Here is a 24,040-nt window from a genome sequence, read left to right on the forward strand (position 1 = left end):
CTCTTCGCGGGCTTGCCCGCTCCCACAGGGATCGCGCCGCATCTGAAGGCTGCGCAGTACCTGTGGGAGCGGGCAAGCCCGCGAAGAAGCCCAAACAAATCTAGAAGTGCGAACCAGCCACTTCCTGCGCCACCCCCAGGAATGCAGCCGGCAAGCGGGCCTGGCGCCGCTCCTTCAGGCAATACAAATACTCATGCATCACCGGCGCATCTTCCAGCGCCAGCACCCGCAATTCAGGGTTATGCGGCACCTCATGCCGGGCAATCACGCTGATACCGATATTGCGCAGCACTGCCTCGCGGATCGACTCACGGCTGCCGATCTCCAGCAAAGCCCCGGCCTTCACCCCGGCCTCCTGCATCATCTGCTCGGTCAGCTTGCGCGTGGTCGAGCCCTTCTCGCGCATCAGCAGGCAATGCCCGGCCACCACGTCGATGGACACCGCCTGGCGGTGGGCCAACGGGTGGTTGCGATGCACCGCCACAACCAATGGATCCGTGCCCAGCACCCGCCGCACCAACCGGGCATCCTCCACCAGCTGCGACGAAGCGGCGATATCCACCCGGTAGTCTTCAAGCATTTCCAGCACTTGCTGCGAGTTGCCGATCTCCACCGCCACCTCCACTTGCGGCAGGCGTTCGCGGTAGATCTTCACCAGGTCGAGAATGTAGTAAGGCGCCGTGGCGGCAATACGCAGGCTGCCCTGTGCCTGGCCACTGTTGCGCAGCTCGAACTCGATATCGGCCTCTTGCTGCAGCAGCGCCTTGACCATCGGCAGCAGGCGCACGCCCTCTTCACTCAACACCAGGCGCCGCCCGCCACGGTAGAACAGCTCGACCGCGTACTGGCTTTCCAGGTTGCGGATCTGCGTGGTCACCGTGGGCTGGCTGAGCCCGAGCTTCTTCGCCGCCAGGGTGATGCTGCCCAGGCGGGCCACCATGTAGAAGGCTTTCAGCTCCGAACTCAGCATGCACGTCCTCTATTTGCGCAGCAGGCGCAAGCCGTTGAACACCACCAGCAGGCTTACGCCCATGTCAGCGAACACCGCCATCCACATGGTGGCCATGCCAGCAAAGGTGATCGCCAGGAATATTGCCTTGATGCCCAACGCCAGAACGATGTTCTGCATGAGGATCGCCGCACTTTGGCGCGACAGCCTGACGAAGGCCGGGATTTTGCGCAAGTCGTCGTCCATCAACGCTACATCGGCAGTCTCGATGGCGGTGTCGGTGCCAGCCGCCGCCATGGCAAAGCCGATTTCGGCACGGGCCAGGGCCGGGGCGTCGTTGATGCCATCACCGACCATGCCCACCCGATGGCCTTGGGCGTACAGGGCTTCGATGGTTTTCAGCTTGTCGGCCGGCAGCAGGTTACCCTCGGCGCGGTCGATACCCACCACGGCGGCGATGGCCTGCGCGGTATGCGGATTGTCGCCGGTCAGCATGACCGTCTTGATACCCAGCTCATGCAGTTCGGCGATGGCCTGGCGGCTGCTGTCCTTGACCGTGTCGGCCACGGCGAACAGGGCCAACGGGCCGGAGCGGGCGAGCAGCAGGACTACGGTCTTGCCCTGGCGCTCCAGTGCATCCAGCTGGGCTTCCAGCGCGGGCGAGCACAGCCCCAGTTCCTCGACCAGGCGGTGATTGCCCAAGTGGTAAACCTCACCGGCAATGGTGCCACGCACGCCGCGACCGGCCAGGGCAGCGAAGTCATTCACCTCGCTCAAGGCCAGGCCTTGCGCCTTGCCGAACTGGGCAATGGCGCGGGACACCGGGTGGTCCGAGCGCTCACCCAGGCTGGCAGCCAGGGCTTGTGCACGGCCTTCGAACAGCGGCTCCAGCACCTTGGCATCGGTCTGCACCGGCTTGCCGTGGGTGATGGTGCCGGTCTTGTCCAAGGCCAGGTAGTCCAGGTGGCGGCCACCCTCCAGGTACACACCGCCCTTGATCAGGATGCCTTTGCGCGCCGCCGCGGCCAGGCCGCTGACGATGGTCACCGGGGTCGAGATCACCAATGCGCACGGGCAGGCGACCACCAGCAGCACCAAGGCACGGTAGATCCAGTCGAACCAGGCACCGGCCATGAACAGCGGCGGGATCACCGCCACGGCGAGGGCGATGGCGAACACCACTGGGGTGTAGATGCGCGAAAAACGGTCGACGAAGCGCTGGGTAGGCGCCCGTGCGCCTTGCGCCTCCTCCACGGCCTTGATGATCCGCGCCAGGGTCGATTGCCCGGCGGCGGCGGTGACGCGGAACTCCAGCGCCCCCGCCTGGTTGATGGTGCCAGCGAACAGCTTGTCACCCACTGCCTTCTCTACAGGCAGGCTTTCGCCGGTGATCGGCGCCTGATCGACGCTGGATTGCCCATTGGTCACTTCACCGTCCAGGCCGATACGTTCGCCGGGGCGCACACGCACCAAGGCACCAATGGCCACCTCCCGTACCTCCACCTCGCGCCATTGGCCATCGGCCTGCTGCACCGTGGCCATGTCTGGCGTCAGCTGCATCAGCCCGCCGATGGCATTGCGTGCACGGTCCAGCGAGCGCGCCTCGATCAACTCGGCGACGGTGAACAGCACCATCACCATGGCCGCTTCCGGCCACTGGCCAATCAGCACTGCGCCGGTCACGGCGATGCTCATCAGCGCGTTGATGTTGAGGTTGCGGTTCTTCAGGGCGATCCAGCCCTTCTTGTAAGTGCCTAGGCCGCAACCGAGGATGGCCGCCAGCGCCAGTGCCGCCACCACCCACTCCGGGGCTAGCGCGGCAAAGTGCACGATTTCGGCGGCGATTGCGGCAACACCCGAAACAGCCAGCGGCCACCAACGGGCCTTGGCCGGTTGCGGTGCGGCTGCTAGGCCGTCGTCTTCGGCGCCAAGCGGCTCGGCCTTCATGCCCAGGCTGTCGATGGCCCGCTCGATGTCGCGGGTGCCATCCAAGGTATGGCGCACACCAAGCACGCGGTTGATCAGGTTGAATTCCAGCTGCTCGATCCCGGCCAGCTTACCCAGCTTGTCCTGGATCAGGGTCTGCTCGGTAGGGCAGTCCATGGCCTCGATACGGAAACGGCTGAACTGGGCGTGGCTGCTGGCCTTCTCGCTCAGCTGCACCAGCGCCGGCGCGGCTTTGGAGCCGCAGCAACTGTGGCCGTGGGCGGCATGGCCATGGTCGACCTCGCCATGGGCGTGATCGTGCGGGTGCTTGTGTTCGTGGCTGACAGGCTGGTTCATGGGGTCATCCTTAAATTGAGCCTGTTGCCAAGTGAACACCCTGTAGCCACTATAGGGTCAAGCCATTTGCTGGAGATTTCGTGATGAAAATCGGAGAACTGGCCAAAGCCACCGACTGCGCGGTGGAAACCATCCGCTACTACGAGCGTGAAAACCTTTTGCCCGAGCCTGCGCGCACCGAAGGCAACTACCGGCTCTATACCCAGGCCCACGTCGAGCGGCTGACCTTCATCCGCAACTGCCGCACGCTGGACATGACCCTGGACGAAATCCGCAGCCTGTTGCGGCTGCGCGATAGCCCGGATGACTCATGCGGCAGCGTCAATGCGCTGATCGACGAGCATATCGAGCATGTGCAGGCGCGGATCGATGGCTTGGTGGCGTTGCAGGAGCAGCTGGTGGAGCTGCGGCGGCGCTGCAATGCGCAGGGGAGTGAGTGCGCGATCTTGCAGCAACTGGAGACGAACGGGGCTGTATCGGTGCCGGATACCGAGCATTCGCATGTAGGGCGAAGCCACGGGCATTGATTGACTCAAGGGCCTAATCGCCGGCAAGCCAGCTCCCACAGGTTTTGCATAGCCCCTACAGGCAGCGCCATCCTGTGGGAGCTGGCTTGCCGGCGAAAGGGCTGCAAAGCAGCCCCGGCAGTCTAAAGGGTCACACCGCCATCGGCGCCGTCATCGGCGCATGGTGCTCATACCCTTCCAGCCAGAAGTCACTCGGCTCGATCTTTTCCAGCCACTCCGGCTCATACTTGCCGGTGTCGGCAAACGCCGGCACGCGGTCACTGATTACCAGCTTCGGCGCCTCCAGCGGCTCGCGCTTGAGCTGCTCGTTCAGCATGTCCAGGTGGTTTTCATACACATGGGCATCGCCGATGAAGTAGGTGAACCAGCGCGGGGTATACCCGGTCAGGCGGCCGAACAGCGACAGCAGCGCCGCGCCTTCGGTGAGGTTGAACGGTGTACCCAGGCCCAGGTCATTGGAGCGGATGTAAAGGGTCAGGGAGATTTCCTTGGTCTCTACATTCGGGTGGAACTGGTACAGCAGGTGGCACGGCGGCAGGGCCATTTCGTCCAGCTGCGCGCAGTTCCAGCCGTGGAACAGGATGCGGCGGCTGCCCGGGTCGTTGGCGATGGTGTCCAGGCACTGGCGCACCTGGTCGATGGCCTTGTACAGGATGACGAATGCGACGCCGTCTTCTTCGTCCTGGGCGATGCGACGGAAGCCTGCCTTTTCGGCCATTTCGATGGCCGCCGGGTTGCTCAGCGGGATGCGCTTGTAGCCCGGCCACTGTCGCCATTGCACGCCGTAGATCTCGCCCAGGTCGTCATGGCCCTGGCGGAACGGGTTGGCCAGCCACTGGGCGTTCTCGTTGGCGTTCTGGTCCCACACCTTGCAGCCCAGCTCGCGGAATTCACCGGCGTTCTTCACGCCACGCAGAAAGCCGACCATTTCGCCGATCGCCGACTTGAACGCCAGCTTGCGCGTGGTGATGGCCGGAAAGCCCTTCTGCAGGTCGAAGCGCAGCATCGCGCCCGGCAGGCTGATGGTGCGGATGCCGGTGCGGTTTTCCTGCAGCGTGCCGTTGTCGATAACGTCGCGGACCAGGTCCAGATACTGTTTCATGGCTTACCTGTAGCAAAAACGGCAGGGGGATCGCCCCTGCCGTGGGATTAATCAGGCGGGTTTCGCCGTGGGCTTGCGATTATAAGCCCACCAGATCAGGCCGAGGCCAGCCAGGATCATCGGCACGCACAGAATCTGACCCATGGTCAGCCAGCCCCAGGCAATGTAACCCAGCTGGGCATCCGGTACGCGGACGAATTCGACGATGAAGCGGAAGATGCCGTAGAACAACGCGAACATGCCCGATACCGCCATGGTCGGCCGTGGCTTGCGCGAGAACAGCCAGAGGATGACGAACAGCGCCACGCCCTCAAGGGCGAACTGGTAGAGCTGCGACGGGTGGCGCGGCAACTGCGCCGGATCGCTGAACGGCGGGAAGATCATCGCCCATGGCACGTCGGTAGGCTTGCCCCACAGTTCGGCGTTGATGAAGTTGCCGATACGCCCGGCGCCCAGGCCGATCGGCACCAGTGGGGCGACGAAATCCATCAGTTCGAAGAACGACTTGTTGTTGCGCTTGCCGAACCACAAGGCCGCCAGCATCACGCCAATGAAGCCGCCGTGGAACGACATGCCGCCCTTCCAAACCTCGAAAATCAGCGTCGGGTTGGCCAGGTACTGGTGCAGGTCATAGAACAGCACGTAGCCCAACCGCCCACCGACGATCACCCCCATCGAAAGCCAGAACACCAGGTCGGACAGTTTCTCCCGCGACCAGGTAGGGTCGAAGCGGTTCAGCCGGCGCGAGGCCAACAGCCAGGCGCCGCCGATGCCGATCAGGTACATCAGGCCGTACCAGTGGATTTTCAGCGGCCCGAGGGCCACGGCCACGGGGTCTATCTGCGGGTAAGGCAGCATGGAACTTCCTCTCGATTCAAATCAAAAAGCTGAGGCCGACACAGAACAGCAGTGCTGCGAACAGGCGTTTCAACAAACGGGGCGACAGCTTGTGCGCCAGGCGCGCGCCAAAGCGGGCGAAAAACATGCTGGTCACGGCAATGCCGACCAGCGCCGGCAGGTACACGTAGCCCAGGCTATGGGGTGGCAGATGTTCTTCGTGCCAGCCCAGCAGCATGAAGCTCAGGGCACTGGCCACGGCAATCGGCAGGCCACAGGCCGAGGACGTGGCCACTGCCTGCTGCATGGGCAGGCTGCGCCAGGTCAGGAACGGCACGGTCAGCGAACCGCCGCCAATGCCGAAAATGGCCGAGGCCCAGCCAATCACCCCGCCCGCCCCGATCAACGCGGGTTTGCCGGGGATGCCACGGCTGGCCTTGGGCTTGAGGTCCAGGGCCATCTGCGCGGCGATGACCAGGGCGAACACGCCGATGATCTTCTGCAGCAGCGGGCCCTGGATCAGCGAGGCCGTCTTGGCACCGATGCCGGCACCAATGAGGATGCCGAGGGTCATCCAGGCGAAGATCGGCCATTGCACGGCACCTTTGCGCTGGTGCTCGAGCACGGCGTTGATCGAGGTAAAGACAATGGTGGCCAGCGACGTGCCGACGGCCAGGTGGGTCAGCACCGAGGCATCGAAGCCCTGCAAGGTGAAGCTGAACACCAGCACCGGCACGATGATGATGCCGCCGCCCACGCCAAACAGCCCGGCCAGCACACCGGCACAGGCGCCCAACAGCAGATAGAGCACGAATTCCATTCGGCTTCCCCAGCAAAACAATCCGGCATGGTAACGGAAGCCGGGCTCGGGGCTCTAGTGAACTCTGTGACAGGATGGATCCGCCCCGCCGCTGTGGGTACAGTGGCATAAAACACAGAGGCCCAACCGATGTGCCTGATCGTATTCGCCTGGCGGCCGGGGCATGCCCTGCCGCTGATCGTCGCGGCCAACCGCGACGAGTTCTATGCCCGTTCCACCCAGGCCCTGGCGGCCTGGGAGGATGCCCCCGGAGTGCATGCCGGCCGCGACCTGGAGGCCGGAGGCACCTGGCTGGGCGTGGGGCCGCAGGGGCGCTTTGCCGCGTTGACCAATATCCGCGACCCAGGTCAGGCGTTGGGGCCACGCTCACGGGGCGAGCTGGTGGCGGCCTATCTGAAAGGTGAGTTGGGGGTCGAGGCTTACCTGGACCAGGTGGCTAGCCATAGTGGGCAGTATTCGGGGTTCAACCTGTTGGTGGGCGATGGGCAGCAGCTGGGTTACCTGCATGCCCGGGATGCCACGCCGCGCCTGCTGGAGGCGGGGGTTTACGGGCTTTCCAATGCCGGGCTGGACACGCCATGGCCGAAGTTGGTGAAGGCGCGCAGTGGGCTGGAAAGATTGCTGGAAATGCCGGAACCGCACCGGTTGCTGGCGTTGCTGGCAGATAACGAGCCTGCGGCGGATGGTGATCTACCTGAGACAGGCGTTGGGGTAGCGACCGAGAAATTGCTGTCGAGTGTGTTTATTGCCAGCCAGAATTATGGGACTCGGGCCAGTACGGTGCTGATTGTGGATGATCAGGGTAGAAGGCGGCTGATTGAACGCAGTTTCGGGCCGTTTGGGGGGCATTTGGGCGAAATTGACCTTACAGTTTGAGGGCCATGGGGCTGCTGTGCAGCCCATCGCGACACAAGGCCGCTCCTACAGGGGTACGCGATCTCCTGTAGGAGCGGCCTTGTGTCGCGAAAGGGCCGCAAAGCGGCCCCAAAATTTCACAGGGTCTTATTGGCCCCAGGCCCAATCATCCGCGCCAACCCAAGGTTCTTCAGCGCCAGCTGCAGCGAGCTGTGGATAACCTGCGGGTTGTCATGGCTCAAGGCTTCAGCCAACAGCTCCTTGGCCTTGCCCATGTTCACCTGGCGCAGCATCCACTTCACTTTCGGCAGGTTGGTGGCGTTCATCGACAAGCTGTCGAAACCCATGGCCATCAACAGGATCGCCGCCGCCGGGTCACCGGCCATCTCACCGCAGATGCTCACCGGCTTGCCTTCGCCATGGGCGTCGCGCACTACCGTGTTCAACGCTTGCAGCACCGCCGGGTGCAGGTAGTCGTAAAGGTCGGCAACCCGTGGGTTGTTGCGGTCCACCGCCAGCAGGTACTGGGTCAGGTCGTTGGACCCCACCGACAGGAAGTCCACCTGCCGCGCCAGTTCCTTGGTCTGGTACACCGCCGCTGGAATTTCCACCATCACGCCCACTGGAGGCATTGGCACGTCGGTGCCTTCGTCACGCACCTCACCCCAGGCGCGGTGGATCAGGTGCAGGGCTTCTTCCAACTCGTGGATGCCGGAAATCATCGGCAGCAGGATGCGCAGGTTGTTCAGGCCCTCGCTGGCCTTGAGCATGGCGCGGGTCTGCACCAGGAAGATTTCCGGGTGGTCGAGGGTGACGCGGATGCCGCGCCAGCCGAGGAAGGGGTTTTCTTCCTTGATCGGGAAGTACGAGAGCGCCTTGTCACCGCCGATGTCCAGGGTGCGCATGGTCACCGGCAGCGGGTGAAAGGCCGCCAGTTGCTCGCGGTAGATGGCCAGCTGCTCCTTCTCGCTGGGGAAGCGCTGGTTGATCATGAACGGCACTTCGGTGCGGTACAAACCAACCCCTTCGGCGCCACGCTGCTGGGCACGGGCCACGTCGGCCAGCAAGCCGGTGTTGACCCACAGCGGCATGCGGTGGCCGTCCGGGGTGACGCAGGGCAGTTCGCGCAGGGCGTCCAGGCCCTGGGCCAGCTGGCGTTCTTCCTCGACCACGTCGCTGTACTGCTTACGCAGCACTTCGCTCGGGTTGGTAAAGACTTCACCCTTGTAGCCATCGACGATCAGCTCGATGCCGTCGACCTTGGAATACGGCAGGTCGACCAGGCCCATCACCGTGGGGATGCCCATGGCGCGAGCCAGGATAGCAACGTGGGAGTTGCCCGAGCCCAGCACCGAGACCAGGCCAGCCAGCTTGCCTTCCGGCACTTCGCCGAGCATGGCCGGGGTCAGCTCTTCACTGACCAGGATGGTGTTGTCGGCGTACACCAGCGACTGCGAACGGGCTTCCTGCAGGTAGGCCAACAGGCGCCGGCCCAAGTCCTTGACGTCGGAAGCGCGCTCGCGCAGGTAGTCATCGTCCATCAGCTCGAAGCGGTTGACGTGCTCGCCGACCACCTGGCGTAGCGCGCCCTGGGCCCACTGGCCGGTCTTGATGACTTCGGTCACCTCACCGCCCAGGGCCGCGTCTTCGAGCATCATCAGGTACACATCGAACAATGCGCGTTCTTCCGGGCGCAGCTGGGTGGCCAGCTTGGCCGACAGCTTGCGCATGTCATCGCGCACGCCTTCAAGGGCGTTCTGGAACAGCTTGAGTTCGGCGTCGATGTCATCGACGGTCTTGTCCGGCACCACTTCCAGGTCGGCAGGTGGCAGCATCACCACCGCACGGCCCACGGCGGCACCAGGCGAGCCTGGCACACCGACGAAGCGGGCTTCCTGGATGCCTTTACCCTGGCGGCCCAGGCCACGGATCGAACCGGTGGCCTCGGCGTGGGCGATAACCCCGGCAAGCTGGGCACTCATGGTGACCAGGAAGGCTTCTTCGCCCTCGTCGAACTGGCGGCGCTCCTTCTGCTGGATGACCAACACCCCGACCACGCGGCGGTGGTGGATGATCGGCGCACCAAGGAAGGAGGCGAATTTTTCTTCACCGGTTTCGGCAAAGTAGCGGTAACGCGGGTGGTCGGCGGCGTTTTCCAGGTTCAGCGGCTCTTCCCGGGTACCGACCAGGCCGACCAGGCCTTCGTTGGGGGCCATGCTGACCTTGCCGATAGAGCGCTTGTTCAGGCCTTCGGTGGCCATCAGCACGAAACGGTTGGTTTCCGGGTCGAGCAGGTAGACCGAGCAGACCTGGCTGCCCATGGCCTCCTTGACGCGCAAGACAATGATCCCCAACGCCGACTTGAGATCTTTGGCGGAGTTTACTTCCTGGACGATCTTGCGCAGCGTATTGAGCATGGCTCGGGGTCGAACTCCGTCGTCAGTCGCGCGTCAGCAGACGCGGTGCTAGCTCTTTCAGGGCGCGCCGGTACACCTCGCGCTTGAATGTCACAACCTGGCCCAGCGGGTACCAATAGCTCACCCAGCGCCAGCCGTCGAATTCCGGCTTGCCGGTCAGGTCCATCCGCACCCGCTGTTCGTTGCTGACCAGACGCAGCAGGAACCACTTCTGCTTCTGGCCGATGCACAGCGGCTGGCTGTGGGTACGGACCAGTCGCTGGGGTAAACGATAACGCAACCAGCCGCGGGTGCAGGCAAGAATTTCCACATCATCGCGTTCAAGGCCAACTTCTTCGTTCAGCTCGCGGTACAGGGCATCTTCCGGCGTCTCGTCAGGGTTTATACCACCCTGGGGGAACTGCCAGGCATCCTGGTTGATCCGTCGAGCCCATAGCACCTGCCCGGCATCATTCGTGAGAATGATCCCGACATTGGGGCGAAAACCATCCGGGTCGATCACGGCAGCAACCTCGCAAACGCATGTCACCGCATTGTTCCACAAAGCTTGCGAGCGCAGCAACGCGCCCGCCAAGCTTATGTGCAGCAGCGTGAAAACTCCGTATTCTGCGGGCCTACCCTGAGGCTGATACGAGTGACCGCAATGCGCCTGGCTTTATTCGACCTGGACAATACCCTCCTCGGTGGCGACAGCGACCATGCCTGGGGTGACTACCTGTGCCAGCGCGGCATCCTTGACCCGGTTGCCTACAAGCAGCGCAACGATGGCTTCTACCAGGACTACCTCAACGGCACCCTGGACCTGCAGGCCTACCTGGCCTTCTCCATGGAGATACTGGCGGCAACGCCCAAAGCCCAGCTGGACGAATGGCACCGCGACTTCATGCGCGACTGCATCGAGCCGATCATCCTGCCCAAGGCCCTGGCCTTGCTGCAGCAACACCGTGAAGCCGGCGACCAGTTGGTGATCATTACCGCTACCAACCGCTTCGTCACCGCACCGATTGCCCGGCGCCTTGGGGTGAAGGTGTTGTTGGCGACTGAATGCGAAATGCGTGACGGTCGCTATACCGGGCGCAGTACCGATATACCGTGTTTCCGTGAAGGGAAGGTGACGCGGATGGAGCGCTGGATGCTGGAGAACGGCTTTGATCTTGAGGACAGCTGTTTCTATAGCGACTCAATGAATGATTTGCCGTTACTGCAGCGGGTGACGCATGCAGTTGCGGTGGACCCGGACCCGAACCTGCGGGCCGAGGCCGAGAAGCGTGGGTGGCCGGTGGTTTCGCTCAGGGCTTGAGATTGCCGGGGCCGCTCTGCGGCCCATCGCCGGCAAGCCAGCTCCCACAGGAACAGCGCAAGCCCGCTCTTTGTGGGAGCTGGCTTGCCGGCGATGGGCTGCAAAGCAGCCCCAAATTCAATCAGACCGGCTTGGCACCCATCAGCCCGGCAATGGACAGGAAGCAAACCCCGCTGAACACCGCCAGCGCCAAGGTAAACCGCAACCCCACCACCTCAGCCTTGCGCAGCCGGTTCAGCCGCACCAGCAGCCACCATACGGCAAACGCGCCAACGGTATAGATGATGCTGGACGCCAGCACCCAGGTCTGCCCCAGCGGCCAGCCCACGAGGTGCACCAGCCACCAGCCGGTAAATGGCATGCTCACCAGGCACAGGCCCATGACCAGCCACACGAACACCAGCGGTCGACGCAGCAGCTTGGCATAGGCCTCGGCATCGCCTTGCCTGCGGGCACGCACGGTCCAGATTGCCAGGCCCAGAGCCCCCAGAAGCAGCAGGGCGGTGGCAATCATGTGCAAGGTCTTGAGGGTGGTCAGGTGTTCCATGTCTTCACATCCTTGAGCAATAAGCCAAGCTTAGCCGCTCAACCCAGGAACAGCTTGTACGCCGGGTTCTCGGTCTCATCCCAGTAGGGATAACCGATCTTGGCCAACGCCGCCGGCACCAGGTGGCGCTCGTCCTCCGGCACCTGCAACCCCGCCACCACACGCCCGTCAGCCGCACCATGGTTGCGGTAATGGAACATCGAGATGTTCCAGCGCCCGCCCAGCTTGTTGAGGAAGTTGAACAGCGCCCCCGGGCGCTCGGGGAACTCGAAGCGCAGCACCATTTCATCGCTGGCACCGGCCGAATGGCCGCCGACCATGTGGCGAATGTGCAGCTTGGCCAGTTCGTTGTCGGTCAAGTCGGTAACCGGGAAGCCCTGCTCGGTCAGGTGCTGCACCAGCGCCGCTCGCGGGTCGTTTTCCGGGTGGGTCTGCACACCGACGAAGATGTGCGCCTCGTCAGAGGTGTGCTTGCGGTAGTTGAACTCGGTGATCTGGCGCTTGCCGATGGCCTCACAGAACGCCTTGAAGCTGCCCGGGCGCTCGGGGATGGTCACGGCGATGATCGCCTCGCGCTTTTCACCCAGCTCGGCACGCTCGGCCACATGGCGCAGGCGGTCGAAGTTGACGTTGGCGCCGGAATCGATAGCCACCAGGGTCTGCCCGGTCACGCCATACAGCTCGACATACTTCTTGATGCCCGCCACGCCCAGAGCGCCGGCAGGTTCGGTGATCGAGCGGGTATCGTCGTAGATATCCTTGATTGCAGCACAGATTTCATCAGTGCTGACCGTCACCACCTCATCCACATGGTGACGGCAGATATCGAAGGTGTGCTGGCCGATCTGGGCCACCGCCACGCCGTCAGCGAACAACCCGACCTGTGGCAACACCACGCGCTCGCCGGCCGCCATGGCCGCCTGCAGGCAGTTGGAGTCGTCCGGCTCCACGCCGATCACCTTGATTTCGGGGCGCAGGTACTTCACGTAGGCAGCAATGCCGGCGATCAAGCCCCCGCCCCCCACAGGCACGAAGATCGCGTCCAGCTGGCCAGGGTGCTGGCGCAGGATTTCCATGGCCACGGTGCCTTGGCCAGCAATGGTGTGCGGGTCATCGTAGGGGTGGACGTAGACAAAGCCCTTTTCATCCACCAGCTTCAGCGAATAGGCCAGCGCCTCGGGGAACGAGTCGCCATGCAGCACTACCTTGCCACCGCGCGACCGCACACCTTCGACCTTGATCTCGGGCGTGGTCTTGGGCATCACGATGGTGGCCTTGATGCCCATCTCGCGCGCGGCCAGGGCCAGGCCTTGGGCGTGGTTGCCCGCCGAGGCGGTAACCACGCCACGGGCCAGCTCTTCCTGGCTCAGCTGGGCCAGCTTGTTGTACGCCCCACGGATCTTGAACGAGAACACCGGCTGCAGGTCTTCACGCTTGAGCAGAATCTGGTTGCCCAGGCGCTTGCTCAGCTGCCCGGCGCTCTGCAACGGGGTTTCGACGGCAACGTCATAGACGCGCGAGGTGAGGATCTTCTTGACGTACTGTTCGAGCATCGGGAAAGCATCACTGGGCCGCGGGACAAGGGCTGGGAGTCTACCCCAGCGCTACGTCGGGCGACCACAGCAAAGCCGCCCAAGCCGTTATACTAGGCAACTTTGAAAACCGCCCTGCCCCTTTTCGGAGCCCGCATGACCCAGGACCAACTCAAACAGGCCGTCGCCCAGGCCGCTGTCGACTTCATTCTGCCGAAGCTGGATGAAAAGAGCGTTGTCGGCGTCGGTACCGGTTCGACCGCCAACTTCTTCATCGACGCCCTGGCTCAGCACAAGACCGCCTTCGACGGCGCAGTCGCCAGCTCCGAAGCCACCGCGCAGCGCCTGAAAGGCCATGGCATCCCGGTCTACGAGCTGAACAGCGTCAGCGAGCTGGAGTTCTACGTGGACGGCGCCGACGAAAGCGACGCACACCTGAATCTGATCAAAGGCGGTGGCGCGGCCCTGACCCGTGAGAAGATCGTCGCGGCCGTGGCCAAGACCTTCATCTGCATCGCCGACGGCAGCAAGCTGGTACCGGTGCTGGGCGCCTTCCCGCTGCCGGTCGAAGTAATCCCGATGGCCCGCAGCCACGTGGCACGCCAGCTGGTGAAACTGGGCGGCGACCCGGTGTACCGCGAGGGTGTGGTGACCGACAACGGCAACGTGATCCTCGACGTGCACAACCTGCAGATCACCAACCCGGTGGAGCTTGAAGCGCAGATCAACGCCATCGTTGGCGTGGTGACCAACGGCCTGTTCGCGGCGCGGCCGGCGGATTTGTTGCTGCTGGGTACAGCTGAAGGTGTGAAGAGCCTGAAAGCCGAGTAATCGTCTTCGCGGGCTCGCCCGCTCCCACAGGTACTGCACAGGGTCTGAAACCTGCGACATACCTGTGGGAGCGGGCGAGCCCGCGAATAGGCCCTCACAGGCGATCAATCAGCCGGCTGCTTGAACACATAGAACAGGTTCGGCTCACTGACCAGATAAATGGTCCCCGCCTCATCCATTGCAATCCCCTCCGCCTGCGGCACCGTCGCCTGCAACCCCTGGAAGCCCTTGCGCAACGACAAGGTGCTCAGCGGCCTGCCTTCTACATCCAGCTCCAGCACCAGCCGCGACTCGTCCGAAAGCGCCAGCAAATGCCCGCTGCGCTCATCGAACTGCAAGCTCGACAAATCCCGCACAAATAGCCGCGCATCGCGTTTGCGGTCTTGCACCACATGCACCGCGTAAGGCTTTTCCGGGTTGTCATGCGGGAAGCCGTGCACCTCGTAGATCAGCATCGGGTCACGCTCCTTGGCCACGAACAGGCGCTTACCCGCCGAATCGTAGGCCAGCCCCTCGAAACCCTTGTTGCCGTTCAGGCCAATGCCCAGGCTAAGCTGCTCGGCGTCACCGGCATCGAGGAACATCGTGTCGTCTTCCAGCCGTACGCGAATCAGCCGCTGCTGGCGCTCGTCGGTGATTACATAGCTGTTGGGCCCCACGTACTCCACGGCTTCCGGGTCGCCAAACCCGGTCAATGGCACGCGGCGCAGGATGCGGCCATCCAGCGACAGCTCGATCAGCTCCGAACGGGCATTGGTGACGGTGAACAGGGTCTTGCGGTCTGGGTCGTAGGTCAGCGCCGAGATGTCGTCATCCAGGCCTTCGACCGGCTTGGCCTCCACCACCACCCGGTAGCGGTCCAGGCCAATGCTCTGCTCGGCGGGCTGCCACCAGGTTTTCAGGTTGAACCAGCCACGCTCGAACAGGCGAAACTCCTGCCCGGCCCAGCCAAGCAGGAGCAGGCCGAGGGCGACAAGAATCAGAAACAGGCGAACAAAACGGCGCATAGGGCAGACTCGACACAGGGGTGGCGAATCTAACCATTAACGGCTGAAGCAAAGCTTAATGCCAGCGTCAGGCAAGTCCGAAGATGCTGTCAGTTTTTCTTGAAGCGATAGAACAGCGCTGGCTCACTGACCATATACAGGTTGCCCTTGTCGTCCATGGCCACGCCTTCAGCACGCGGGATGGTGTCTTCAAGCCCGTTGAAGCCGCCAAGCAAGGTCATGAAACTGACCTGCTGGCCCTGTTCGTCCAGCTCCAGCAGCATGTTGGAGTCGGCCGAGAGCACCAGCAGGTGGCCGGTACGCGGGTCGACACCCAGCGCCGAGAGGTTGCGCAGGTCGAGTTCATCGCTGGGCAAAGGCTGCTTCTCACCCTTGAGCGGGCTGCGGCCATCGGTGTTCCAGGTGTACAGCTTGGGCGGGCGCTCTTCGCCGATGATCAGGCGCTGGCGCATCGGGTCCCAGGCCACGGCCTCGAAGCCCTTGTTGCTTTTCACCGACGGGCCCAGGTCGTGGCTCTGGAAGTCGTCATGGTTCAACGCCGTGGTCTGTGCATCCACCTTGACCACGGTCAGGTCATGCAGGCGCTCGTCGGTGATGGCCAGGTAGCCGTCTTCCAGCACGGCAACGCCTTCCGGGTTGTTCCAGCCATTGAGCGGGATCTTGCGCAGTACATCACCCTCCAGGCTCAGCTCGACCAGGATCGGGTTCTTGCCCATGACCGCGAACAAGGTGCGGGTATGTGGGTTGAAGGCCAGGTCCGAGGCTTCGTCATCGTCCATGCCTGGCAGCGGCTTGGCATCGATGTCTACCTGGTAGTCCGGCAACCACACGCTTTCGCTGCGCTCGGCGGTGCTTTCGAAGCTCTCTTTTACCCACAACGCACCGCGGTCATCCCAGTGCATGGCCACGGCTACGCCATAACCGATCACCGCTGCCACGGCCAGGCCGAAGGGCCAGCGCAGGTAGAAGCGACGCTTGGGGGTTGCCGGGGCGGAGGAGGATGGCATGCGCGGGTCCTGGGGAAATGGGCGTAGATCCACGCATTATCCGGATAGGGTGTGAAAAATCAGTAAACAGGACCGGCCTTTTCGCGGGTAAACCCGCGAAGAAGGCGACGCGGTTCTCGCTCAGAGCACCCGGCTTTCGAAGCGGCTTACACCCGGCAGTTCAAGCACCAGCTCATCACCCACATTGAACGGCCCCACGCCCGCCGGGGTGCCGGTGAGAATCACATCCCCCGCCTGCAACGAAAAATGCGCCGCCATGTACTGGATCATCGGCACGATCGGGTTCAGCATCATCGCGCTGTTGCCGTCCTGGCGTACTTCGCCGTTGACGGTCAGGCGTACCGGGATGTCGGTCACGTCCTCGAAGCTGCCAGTCGAGACGAACGGCGGCAGCACACAGGCGCCGTCGAAGCACTTGGCCAGCTCCCACGGTAGGCCTTTCTCTTTCAGCTTGGCCTGTACATCGCGCAGGGTCAGGTCCAGCGCCGGGGCGTAACCGGAAATGGCGTCCAGCACCTCTTCCTCGCTCGGGTGAGTCGACAGTGGCTTGCCCAGCAGCACGGCAATCTCCGCCTCATAGTGCACCGAGCCACGCTCGGCCGGGATCTTGAAGCCACCCTCGGCCGGCACCACGCAGCTGCCTGGCTTGATGAACAGCAGCGGCTCGGTAGGGATCGGGTTGTCCAGTTCCTTGGCATGCTCGGCATAGTTACGGCCGATGCACACCACCTTGCCCAGCGGGAAGTGAATGCGCGTGCCGTCTACGTACTGGTGCTGGTAACTCATGGCCGACTCCTCTGGATACTGCTTTTTATTCAATGGCGAAGATCTTACCCGGATTCATGATGCCGTTAGGGTCGAATACGGCCTTTATTGCCTTCATGCAGGCGATTTCTTCGGGCGAGCGGCTGTAGCCCAGGTAGTCGCGCTTGGTCATGCCCACGCCGTGCTCGGCCGAGATCGAGCCGTTGTAGCGCTTGACGATGTCGAACACCCACTTGTTGACCTTGGTGCAGGAGGCAAAGAAGTCATCCTTGCTCATGTGCTCGGGCTTGAGGATGTTCAGGTGCAGGTTGCCATCGCCGATGTGGCCGTACCACACCACTTCGTAGTCGGGGTAATGCTCTGCGACGATAGCGTCGATATCACGCAGGAACGCCGGCACTTTCGACACAGTGACGGAAATGTCGTTTTTGTACGGGGTCCAGTGCGAGATGGTTTCCGACAGGTACTCACGCAGCTTCCACAGGTTTTTAAGCTGGGTTTCACTCTGGCTCATCACCCCGTCCAGCACCCAGCCCTGCTCCACGCAGTGCTCAAAGGTGGCCAGGGCCTCGTTGGCCACCTCCTCGGTGCTGGCCTCGAACTCCAGCAACGCATAGAACGGGCAATCGGTCTCAAACGGCGCCGGTACGTCACCGCGCGCCAGGATCTTCGCCAGGCCCTTGTCAGAGAAGAACTCGAAGGCGGTCAGGTCCAGCTTGCCCTGGAAGGCATGCAGCACCGGCATGATCGAGTCGAAGCCCCGCGTGCCCAGTACCATCGCCGTGAGGTTGCGCGGTGCCCGGTCCAGCCGCATGGTGGCCTCGACCACGAAGCCCAGCGTGCCTTCGGCACCAATGAACAACTGGCGCAGATCGTAGCCGGTGGCGTTCTTGATAAGGTCCTTGTTCAACTCCAGCAGCTCGCCCTTGCCGGTGACCACTTTCAACCCGGCCACCCAGTTGCGGGTCATGCCATAGCGAATCACCTTGATCCCGCCGGCATTGGTACCGATATTGCCGCCAACCTGGCTGGATCCGCTGGAAGCGAAGTCCACTGGGTAATAAAGGCCCTGTTCTTCGGCGTAGGCCTGCAACTGACGCGTGATCACGCCCGGCTGGCAGACCACGGTGCGGTCGAAGGCATTGAAGTCGAGAATCTGGTTCATGTAGTCGAAAGAAACGACAACCTCGCCATTGGCCGCCACGGCGCCGGCCGAAAGCCCGGTACGCCCGCCAGAGGGCACCAGGGCCACCTTGTGCGCATTGGCCCAGCGTACAATCGCCTGCACCTGCTCGACCGTCTTGGGGAAGACAATGGCGCTGGGCGCCGGCGGGTAATGCTTGGTCCAGTCCTTGCCATAGGCTTCGAGGGAAGCCGCGTCGGTCAGGACCTTGCCAGGGTCGACAAGGGTCATCAGTTCTTCAATTACAGCGGGGTGGGTCATCGCTGGAACTCTCGACTTATTCATAGTCACCCTGAGCACTCTTCACCTGTCGGGATAAGCTCAGATTGTGTCGCGTATGCTAGCATAGCCCTCCCGCTGTTCATGCTAAGGCTGCCCTCGCGCCTGGCATCACCCCTCGCCATTTTTTCTCCGGGATACAGGTTTACGCAGATGAGCAAGACTTCTCTCGACAAGAGCAAGATCCGGTTCCTTCTTCTTGAAGGTGTGCACCAGAACGCAGTCGATACCCTCAAGGCTGCCGGCTACACCAACATCGAATATCTCACTGGTTCGTTGCCGGAAGCCGAGCTGAAGGAAAAGATCGCCGACGCCCACTTCATCGGCATCCGTTCGCGCACCCAGCTCACCGAAGAGATCTTCGACTGCGCCAAGAAACTGGTCGCTGTTGGCTGCTTCTGCATCGGCACCAACCAGGTAGACCTGGAAGCGGCCCGCGAGCGCGGTATCGCCGTGTTCAACGCGCCGTACTCCAACACCCGTTCGGTGGCCGAACTGGTACTGGCCGAAGCCATCCTGCTGCTGCGCGGCATCCCTGAGAAAAACGCCTCCTGCCACCGTGGCGGCTGGATCAAGAGCGCAGCCAACTCGTTCGAAATCCGTGGCAAGAAGCTGGGCATCGTCGGCTACGGCTCGATCGGTACCCAACTGTCGGTCCTGGCCGAGAACCTGGGCATGCAGGTGTACTTCTTCGACCCGCTGACCAAGCTGCCACTGGGCAACGCCGTGCAGGTCACCAGCCTGAACGAGCTGCTGGGCCTGGCCGACATCGTTTCGCTGCACGTGCCTGAGCTGCCGTCCACCCAGTGGATGATCGGCGAGAAGGAAATCCGCTCGATGAAGAAGGGCGCGATCCTGATCAACGCCGCGCGTGGCACCGTGGTTGAACTGGACCATCTGGCCGCCGCCATCAAGGACAAGCACCTGATCGGCGCCGCCATCGACGTGTTCCCGGTCGAGCCACGCTCCAACGACGAAGAGTTCGAAAGCCCGCTGCGCGGCCTGGACAACGTGATCCTGACCCCGCACATCGGCGGTTCCACCGCCGAAGCCCAGGCCAACATCGGCCTGGAAGTGGCCGAGAAGCTGGTCAAGTACAGCGACAACGGTACCTCGGTGTCCTCGGTCAACTTCCCGGAAGTGGCCCTGCCGGCGCACCCAGGCAAGCACCGCCTGCTGCACATCCACGAAAACATCCCGGGCGTGCTCAGCGAGATCAACAAGGTGTTCGCCGAGAACGGTATCAACATCTCCGGTCAGTTCCTGCAGACCAACGAGAAAGTCGGTTACGTGGTAATCGACGTTGACGCCGAGTACTCCGACCTGGCGCAAGAGAAACTGCAACAGGTCAAGGGCACCATCCGCTCCCGCGTCCTGTTCTAAGTTTGCTTGCTGCATGAAAAAGGGAGGCCTGGCGGCCTCCCTTTTTTTATTTCACTTCAACCGTGATCTTCTTCGACTCGACGCTCGGCTTGAACGGCACGTGATACTGGTCACCCAGAATCAATTGCAGGGTGTGCTTGCCCGGCGTCAGGGTAATGCTGGTCTCGGTCTGCGCCTTGCCGAAGTGCAGCACCTGCGGGCCCGCCGGCAGCGCGGTGCCGGCTTCCGGCATCAGGCTGGTTGGCAGCGGCATGTCGGCCACGGGTTCTTTATCCACATCCACCAGCAAGTGGTGGTGCCCGGTGTGCGGGGTCTGGTCACCCGCTGGCTTGAGTGCCATGCCCTCGATGCCGAACTTGACGGTGAAGGTCTTGTCGACCGTGGCGCCATCGGCGGGGGAAACGATGAAGACCTTGGCCTCCTTGGGCGGCTCCTGGCTCTTCAGGGCGTCTGCGGCACTGGCGAACACCGACGCTCCCATCAGCAGACCGGCAACGGCAGCACGCGAAAATAGGCTGTTCATTCACTTCTCCTGTGATTCACTTATTGACCGCAGCCTGGGATCCAACGGCAGCGGTAGTTCACCTTAGTTGAAATATTCGCCAAGGTGTTCACATTGCCTGACAGAAATATTTCCGTCAGGGTTAAACAATGCCGAGGCTTCAAGGTCATAGGCTGCGCTCGATCACGGCGAGGAAGAAAGCCGTGGCGAAAGTTATTCATCTGCTAAAAGAAAAGGGGCATTCATGCGTTCGACCATAGGGGTACTGCTGGCAGTACTGATCAGTCCATTGGCCCAGGCGGAGCTGATAGACGAAGTCGCCGACCGGGGCGAACTGCGCATTGCGGTACAGGCCGACAACTCACCGTACGCCTTCAAGCAAGACGACCACCTGACGGGGTTCGACATCGAATTTGGCCAGGACCTGGCCCGGGAGCTGGACTTGCGCGCCGAGTTCGTCGAGGCTCCGGCCGCCGAAGTGCTGAGCGGTGTCGAGAGTGGCAAATATGACATTGCACTCACCCCATCGACCGATGCGCCAAAGGGCGACGGCCCACTCGATGTGAGCCTGCCGATTGGCGAAAAGAAGCTGGTGATTCCGTTCCAGAAGGACAACCCGGCTTTCGAAAGTGCCGTAAACAATGCACTGCAACGCTTGAAGGACAGTGGCCGCACTGCCGAGCTTGAGCAGAAGTGGTTCAAGGGTGTGCAGGAGACGGCGGCCGGGCAGTAAGATTTTTTACAGCCAGTACCGGCCTCTTCGCGGGCAAGCCCGCTCCCACAGGATCACCACATGACTCAAGACCTGTGCAGTACCTGTGGGAGCGGGTTTACCCGCGAAAGGGCCGGGACAGGCTTAAACTGAAAGCCCAGCCAGCGCCTGCTGTGCCTGTTCCAGCTCCAGCTCACTGAACACCAGCACCCCCGCCCGCCGCAGCAATGCCGTGGTCACCCCTTCCCCCGCCACCTTCACACCACTGAACGTGCCGTCATAGGTCAACCGGTTACCACACGAAGGGCTACCCGCCTTCAGCACTGCCACACGAATGCCATGTCGCCGCACCAACTCCAGCGCCAACTGCGCCCCGGCCAGAAACGCGGCACTGACATCCTCGCCCGTCACCGTCAGCACCTGCGCGCCACCATCGAGCACGTCGCCACCCTGCCCGCCCGGAATCTCCGCAGGCGGACGCGGCGTCGGCAATCCACCTGCCACCTCCGGGCACAGCGGCACTACGCGCCCTTCTGCCTGCCATTGCTGCAACACGTCGGGATGCCCACTGGCCCGGCCGTCATAGCGCACCGGTTGCCCCAGCAGGCAAGCGCTGACCAGCACCTTGGGCAAATCAGAACGGGTCATTGCCACGGCGCCGGAACCAACCGGTCAACGACAGCCGCTCGCGCCCGGCCGGCAGCACTTCGTGGGGCACCTCGCCCGACAGGAACACCACCAGGCAACCCGCAACCGGCTCAACGTCGTGCTCGACGCCATCGGTCAGGAACATGCGCAACTGGCCGCCGTCCTCAGGCTGCCAGCCTTCATTCAGGTACAGCACGGCCGACACCATGCGCCGGTCATCGTCGCGGAAGCGGTCCAGGTGCCGGCGATAGAAGGCCCCCGGCGGATACAAGGCAAAATGGCACTCGAAATCCTCCAGGCCCAGGAACAGGCCCTGGTTGATGACCAGGCGCAACTGGTCCATGGCCGCCAGGTACTGGTCGCAGGCCTCGGCCTGCCCAGGGTCGATCCACTGGATCTGGTCGCCACGGATGGCCTCGCGCACCTCCTGGGCAACCCCGCGTCCAACCCCTGCGGGGTTAAGCTCGCCTTCGGCATCACGGCGCCGGCATTCGGCCGCCAGCGCGCGCACCAGGTCGGCAGGCAAAAACAGCGCCTGCTGGGACCAGCCATGGGTGGCCAGATCGTCGACGACGGCCGCAAGCATCGGGTGTTCGGGGGAGTTGTGCATGGCGCGCATCATATCCATTCGCCATGCCGGCGCACAGCGCCACTTGGCCGAGAAACACGCGGATATCTCGACAAACCGCCGCCGGGCCAAGGACAATAGCCACCTGCCGACAGGAGTCCTGAATGCGCCGTCTGTTTTCCCTGATTCTGCTGATGATCTGCACCATGCCTGTCTGGGCAGACAACCTGGATCAACTGTACAAGGCCGCCGGCTGGCCCGACCAGCGCGCCCACTTCAACGATGCCCTCACCGCCGCCCAGGCGCGCTACCGCAACAGTTTGCCCCCCGCCGTGTACCAGGCGCTGGTCAACAACAGCAACCAGCGCTTCCAGGCCCAGGCGGTGGACCGTCGCGCCCAGGCGCAGCTGCGCGCCACCCTGGCCAATCCGGCACCGGCCCTGGCCTTCTTCCAGTCGCCGCTGGGGCGCAAGGTGGTGGCCGCCGAGCTGAAGGCCACCCGCAAGGACGAACTGGCCAAGAATGCCAAAGGCCTGCCCAAGATCCAGGCCAGCGACGACCGCCTGCTGGTCATCGGCCACTTGGCGCAAGCCCTGCCAGCGCGTGAGGCCGGTGCCGAAGTCAGCCTGGCCATTGCTGGCGTGGCGGCCGACAGCCTCAGCTCGATGATCCCCGGCCTGTTTGGTGGTGGCCAGGCCCAGGGCCTGCTCGACGGCCAGCGCCAGCGCCTGATGAACCAGATCGGCGAAGACCTCAACAACACCCTGCTGTATGTGTACCGCGACCTGTCCGACGCCGAGCTGGAAGAGTTCGCCACCTTTGCCGAATCACCCGACGGCAAAGCCTACTACCAGGCTGCCCTGGCCGCCGTGCGCGCCGGCCTGGCAGTTGGCCAGAACACCAACAACCTGAAGTGATCAGCCCAGGCGCTGGTCGATGAAGTCGAAGTAGCGCTGGCGAATCCCTGGCAACTCGTTGGCCAGGTGGTGACGGGCCTCGGGCAGCATCAATATCTGTGGGTCGGCAAACTTGGCCTTGAGCACTTCGAGGTTGTAGGGCCAATCCACCGTGCCATCGGCCTCTCCCTGCACGATCAACGGCCGCCGCGAACTGTGCGGCGCAGCCTCGATGCGTTTCACCCAGGCGATCAGTGCACCCACCCACGCGGTAGGCAGGCGCCGCGGTTGCAGCGGGTCGGCCTCCAGGAATGGCAGGAAGCTCGGGTCGTTGGTGTTTTCGCTGAAGCGCCGTTCGATGCCGTTCACGAAGTGACGCAGCACGCGATAGCTCAACTTCGACCAGCGCCAGGAACAAGGCCGCACCAGCGGTGCCAACAGGATCACCTGGCCATCGATGGGGCTGTTAGCGCCCTGATGCAGCAGATGATCCACGGCGATAGCGCCGCCCGTGCTCTGCCCGCACAAATGCCAAGGGCGCGGCAGTTGCAGCGTGCGCGCCTGATCGAACAAGGCTTCCAGCACCTGTTGATACACCGCGAAATCACTGATGCTGGCCCGCTCGCCACTGGACAGGCCGTGGCCGGGCAGGTCGCAGCTGACCACGGCGAAACCCTGCTTGAGCGCCCAGCCGATCACATGCCGATAGAGGCCCATGTGGTCGTAATAGCCGTGCAGCAGGAACAGTGTCGCGGTCGGCTGTTCGGGTAGCCACACCTGCCCGACCAGGTCGAACCCCGCCGCCTGAAAGCCGCCCAGCCAGCTCTGGGCTGACAAGTTCAGGCCATAGAAGCGCTGGTAGTCCTGGGCCTGCACGGACAACGGCTGGCGAGCGCTCAACGGCGCAAGGCTGGAGCGCAAGTGATCGGGGTGAAAAGCAACAGGCATCGGGTACATCCACGGCGAAGCAAGTATTGATCTGGGATATTCAGCTCTGGCCGGCGTCGTGGCAAGCTTGCTCACCTCGAACAACCAGCACCGATCTAATTGTGGGAGCGGCCTTGTGTCGCGAAAGGGCCGCAAAGCGGCC

Annotated in this window: 24 protein-coding genes; 7 read left to right on the forward strand and 17 right to left on the reverse strand. The window is 63.0% G+C overall.

Annotated features, from left to right (window positions below; genetic code table 11):
• Positions 1 to 100 precede the first annotated feature (100 nt).
• The gene (locus N436_RS24600) at positions 101 to 970 is read right to left on the reverse strand and encodes a LysR family transcriptional regulator (RefSeq protein WP_105946474.1); all 870 of its coding nucleotides are present in this window, start codon (positions 968 to 970) and stop codon (positions 101 to 103) included.
• Positions 971 to 979: 9 nt separating this feature from the next.
• Positions 980 to 3,232 carry a heavy metal translocating P-type ATPase gene (locus N436_RS24605; protein WP_110742175.1) on the reverse strand — a complete coding sequence of 751 codons (2,253 nt, stop codon included), beginning with the start codon at positions 3,230 to 3,232 and terminating at the stop codon, positions 980 to 982.
• 83 nt (positions 3,233 to 3,315) lie between these two features.
• Here N436_RS24605 and cadR point away from each other — a divergent pair, with 83 nt between their 5' ends.
• Entirely contained in the window at positions 3,316 to 3,759 is a 444-nt protein-coding gene (gene cadR, locus N436_RS24610; RefSeq protein ID WP_016489679.1) for a cadmium resistance transcriptional regulator CadR, read from the forward strand.
• Positions 3,760 to 3,889: 130 nt separating this feature from the next.
• Here cadR and N436_RS24615 read toward each other — a convergent pair whose 3' ends face one another.
• Genes N436_RS24615 through N436_RS24625 form a run of 3 tightly spaced genes read right to left on the reverse strand, consistent with a single transcriptional unit; the run spans position 3,890 to position 6,518 of the window.
• Positions 3,890 to 4,861 carry a thymidylate synthase gene (locus N436_RS24615; protein ID WP_110742176.1) on the reverse strand — a complete coding sequence of 324 codons (972 nt, stop codon included), beginning with the start codon at positions 4,859 to 4,861 and terminating at the stop codon, positions 3,890 to 3,892.
• Positions 4,862 to 4,912: 51 nt separating this feature from the next.
• Positions 4,913 to 5,719, reverse strand: coding sequence for a prolipoprotein diacylglyceryl transferase (gene lgt / locus N436_RS24620; protein WP_060498094.1), 807 nt, complete (start codon positions 5,717 to 5,719; stop codon positions 4,913 to 4,915).
• Between the two features lie 16 nt (positions 5,720 to 5,735).
• Positions 5,736 to 6,518: a sulfite exporter TauE/SafE family protein gene (locus N436_RS24625; RefSeq protein ID WP_104833779.1), complete on the reverse strand. Its 783-nt coding sequence runs from the start codon at positions 6,516 to 6,518 to the stop codon at positions 5,736 to 5,738.
• 129 nt (positions 6,519 to 6,647) lie between these two features.
• Here N436_RS24625 and N436_RS24630 point away from each other — a divergent pair, with 129 nt between their 5' ends.
• Positions 6,648 to 7,394 carry an NRDE family protein gene (locus tag N436_RS24630; RefSeq protein ID WP_110742177.1) on the forward strand — a complete coding sequence of 249 codons (747 nt, stop codon included), beginning with the start codon at positions 6,648 to 6,650 and terminating at the stop codon, positions 7,392 to 7,394.
• 116 nt (positions 7,395 to 7,510) lie between these two features.
• Here N436_RS24630 and ptsP read toward each other — a convergent pair whose 3' ends face one another.
• Positions 7,511 to 9,790, reverse strand: a complete 2,280-nt coding sequence (ptsP, locus tag N436_RS24635) for a phosphoenolpyruvate--protein phosphotransferase (RefSeq protein WP_110742178.1) — start codon at positions 9,788 to 9,790, stop codon at positions 7,511 to 7,513.
• Positions 9,791 to 9,812: 22 nt separating this feature from the next.
• A complete protein-coding gene (locus N436_RS24640; protein ID WP_003249017.1) occupies positions 9,813 to 10,292 on the reverse strand; it encodes an RNA pyrophosphohydrolase in 480 nt (159 codons plus the stop codon).
• A 141-nt stretch (positions 10,293 to 10,433) separates the two neighbouring features.
• Between N436_RS24640 and N436_RS24645 the strand changes: the two genes are divergently transcribed.
• Entirely contained in the window at positions 10,434 to 11,090 is a 657-nt protein-coding gene (locus N436_RS24645; RefSeq protein ID WP_110742179.1) for an HAD family phosphatase, read from the forward strand.
• 121 nt (positions 11,091 to 11,211) lie between these two features.
• On the opposite strand, the gene N436_RS24650 is transcribed toward N436_RS24645, so the two are convergent.
• A complete protein-coding gene (locus N436_RS24650; RefSeq protein WP_110742180.1) occupies positions 11,212 to 11,637 on the reverse strand; it encodes a DUF2269 domain-containing protein in 426 nt (141 codons plus the stop codon).
• Between the two features lie 38 nt (positions 11,638 to 11,675).
• Entirely contained in the window at positions 11,676 to 13,190 is a 1,515-nt protein-coding gene (gene ilvA, locus N436_RS24655) for a threonine ammonia-lyase, biosynthetic (RefSeq protein ID WP_105947251.1), read from the reverse strand.
• 135 nt (positions 13,191 to 13,325) lie between these two features.
• Between ilvA and rpiA the strand changes: the two genes are divergently transcribed.
• Complete coding sequence (gene rpiA / locus N436_RS24660; protein ID WP_016502110.1) at positions 13,326 to 14,000, forward strand: ribose-5-phosphate isomerase RpiA; 675 nt, start codon at positions 13,326 to 13,328, stop codon at positions 13,998 to 14,000.
• A gap of 104 nt (positions 14,001 to 14,104) precedes the next feature.
• On the opposite strand, the gene N436_RS24670 is transcribed toward rpiA, so the two are convergent.
• The 4 genes from N436_RS24670 to N436_RS24685 all read right to left on the reverse strand — a co-directional run bounded on the left by N436_RS24670 (position 14,105) and on the right by N436_RS24685 (position 18,223).
• Entirely contained in the window at positions 14,105 to 15,007 is a 903-nt protein-coding gene (locus N436_RS24670; protein ID WP_110742181.1) for an SdiA-regulated domain-containing protein, read from the reverse strand.
• Positions 15,008 to 15,096: 89 nt separating this feature from the next.
• Complete coding sequence (locus N436_RS24675) at positions 15,097 to 16,014, reverse strand: SdiA-regulated domain-containing protein (protein WP_110742182.1); 918 nt, start codon at positions 16,012 to 16,014, stop codon at positions 15,097 to 15,099.
• 120 nt (positions 16,015 to 16,134) lie between these two features.
• Entirely contained in the window at positions 16,135 to 16,800 is a 666-nt protein-coding gene (locus N436_RS24680; protein WP_110742183.1) for a fumarylacetoacetate hydrolase family protein, read from the reverse strand.
• 25 nt (positions 16,801 to 16,825) lie between these two features.
• Positions 16,826 to 18,223 carry an FAD-binding oxidoreductase gene (locus N436_RS24685; protein WP_110742184.1) on the reverse strand — a complete coding sequence of 466 codons (1,398 nt, stop codon included), beginning with the start codon at positions 18,221 to 18,223 and terminating at the stop codon, positions 16,826 to 16,828.
• 171 nt (positions 18,224 to 18,394) lie between these two features.
• Here N436_RS24685 and serA point away from each other — a divergent pair, with 171 nt between their 5' ends.
• A complete protein-coding gene (serA, locus tag N436_RS24690) occupies positions 18,395 to 19,624 on the forward strand; it encodes a phosphoglycerate dehydrogenase (protein ID WP_016712564.1) in 1,230 nt (409 codons plus the stop codon).
• Between the two features lie 46 nt (positions 19,625 to 19,670).
• Here the strand turns inward: serA and N436_RS24695 are convergent, their stop codons facing one another.
• A complete protein-coding gene (locus tag N436_RS24695; RefSeq protein WP_016712565.1) occupies positions 19,671 to 20,147 on the reverse strand; it encodes a DUF4399 domain-containing protein in 477 nt (158 codons plus the stop codon).
• A 223-nt stretch (positions 20,148 to 20,370) separates the two neighbouring features.
• Between N436_RS24695 and N436_RS24700 the strand changes: the two genes are divergently transcribed.
• On the forward strand, positions 20,371 to 20,859 hold the full coding sequence (locus tag N436_RS24700) for a transporter substrate-binding domain-containing protein (protein ID WP_110742185.1): 489 nt from the start codon (positions 20,371 to 20,373) through the stop codon (positions 20,857 to 20,859).
• A gap of 123 nt (positions 20,860 to 20,982) precedes the next feature.
• Here the strand turns inward: N436_RS24700 and N436_RS24705 are convergent, their stop codons facing one another.
• Entirely contained in the window at positions 20,983 to 21,486 is a 504-nt protein-coding gene (locus N436_RS24705) for a DUF523 domain-containing protein (protein ID WP_110742186.1), read from the reverse strand.
• Positions 21,473 to 22,105 carry a 2OG-Fe(II) oxygenase gene (locus tag N436_RS24710; RefSeq protein ID WP_105947263.1) on the reverse strand — a complete coding sequence of 211 codons (633 nt, stop codon included), beginning with the start codon at positions 22,103 to 22,105 and terminating at the stop codon, positions 21,473 to 21,475. Before N436_RS24710 ends, N436_RS24705 begins: the two co-directional genes overlap by 14 nt.
• A gap of 113 nt (positions 22,106 to 22,218) precedes the next feature.
• On the opposite strand from N436_RS24710, the gene N436_RS24715 reads away from it, so the two are divergent.
• A complete protein-coding gene (locus N436_RS24715; RefSeq protein WP_110742187.1) occupies positions 22,219 to 22,971 on the forward strand; it encodes a DUF2059 domain-containing protein in 753 nt (250 codons plus the stop codon).
• Here N436_RS24715 and N436_RS24720 read toward each other — a convergent pair whose 3' ends face one another.
• On the reverse strand, positions 22,972 to 23,898 hold the full coding sequence (locus N436_RS24720) for an alpha/beta hydrolase (protein WP_110742188.1): 927 nt from the start codon (positions 23,896 to 23,898) through the stop codon (positions 22,972 to 22,974).
• Positions 23,899 to 24,040: the final 142 nt, after the last annotated feature.

This window comes from Pseudomonas sp. RV120224-01b, assembly GCF_003208145.1.
GTDB lineage: Bacteria > Pseudomonadota > Gammaproteobacteria > Pseudomonadales > Pseudomonadaceae > Aquipseudomonas > Aquipseudomonas monteilii.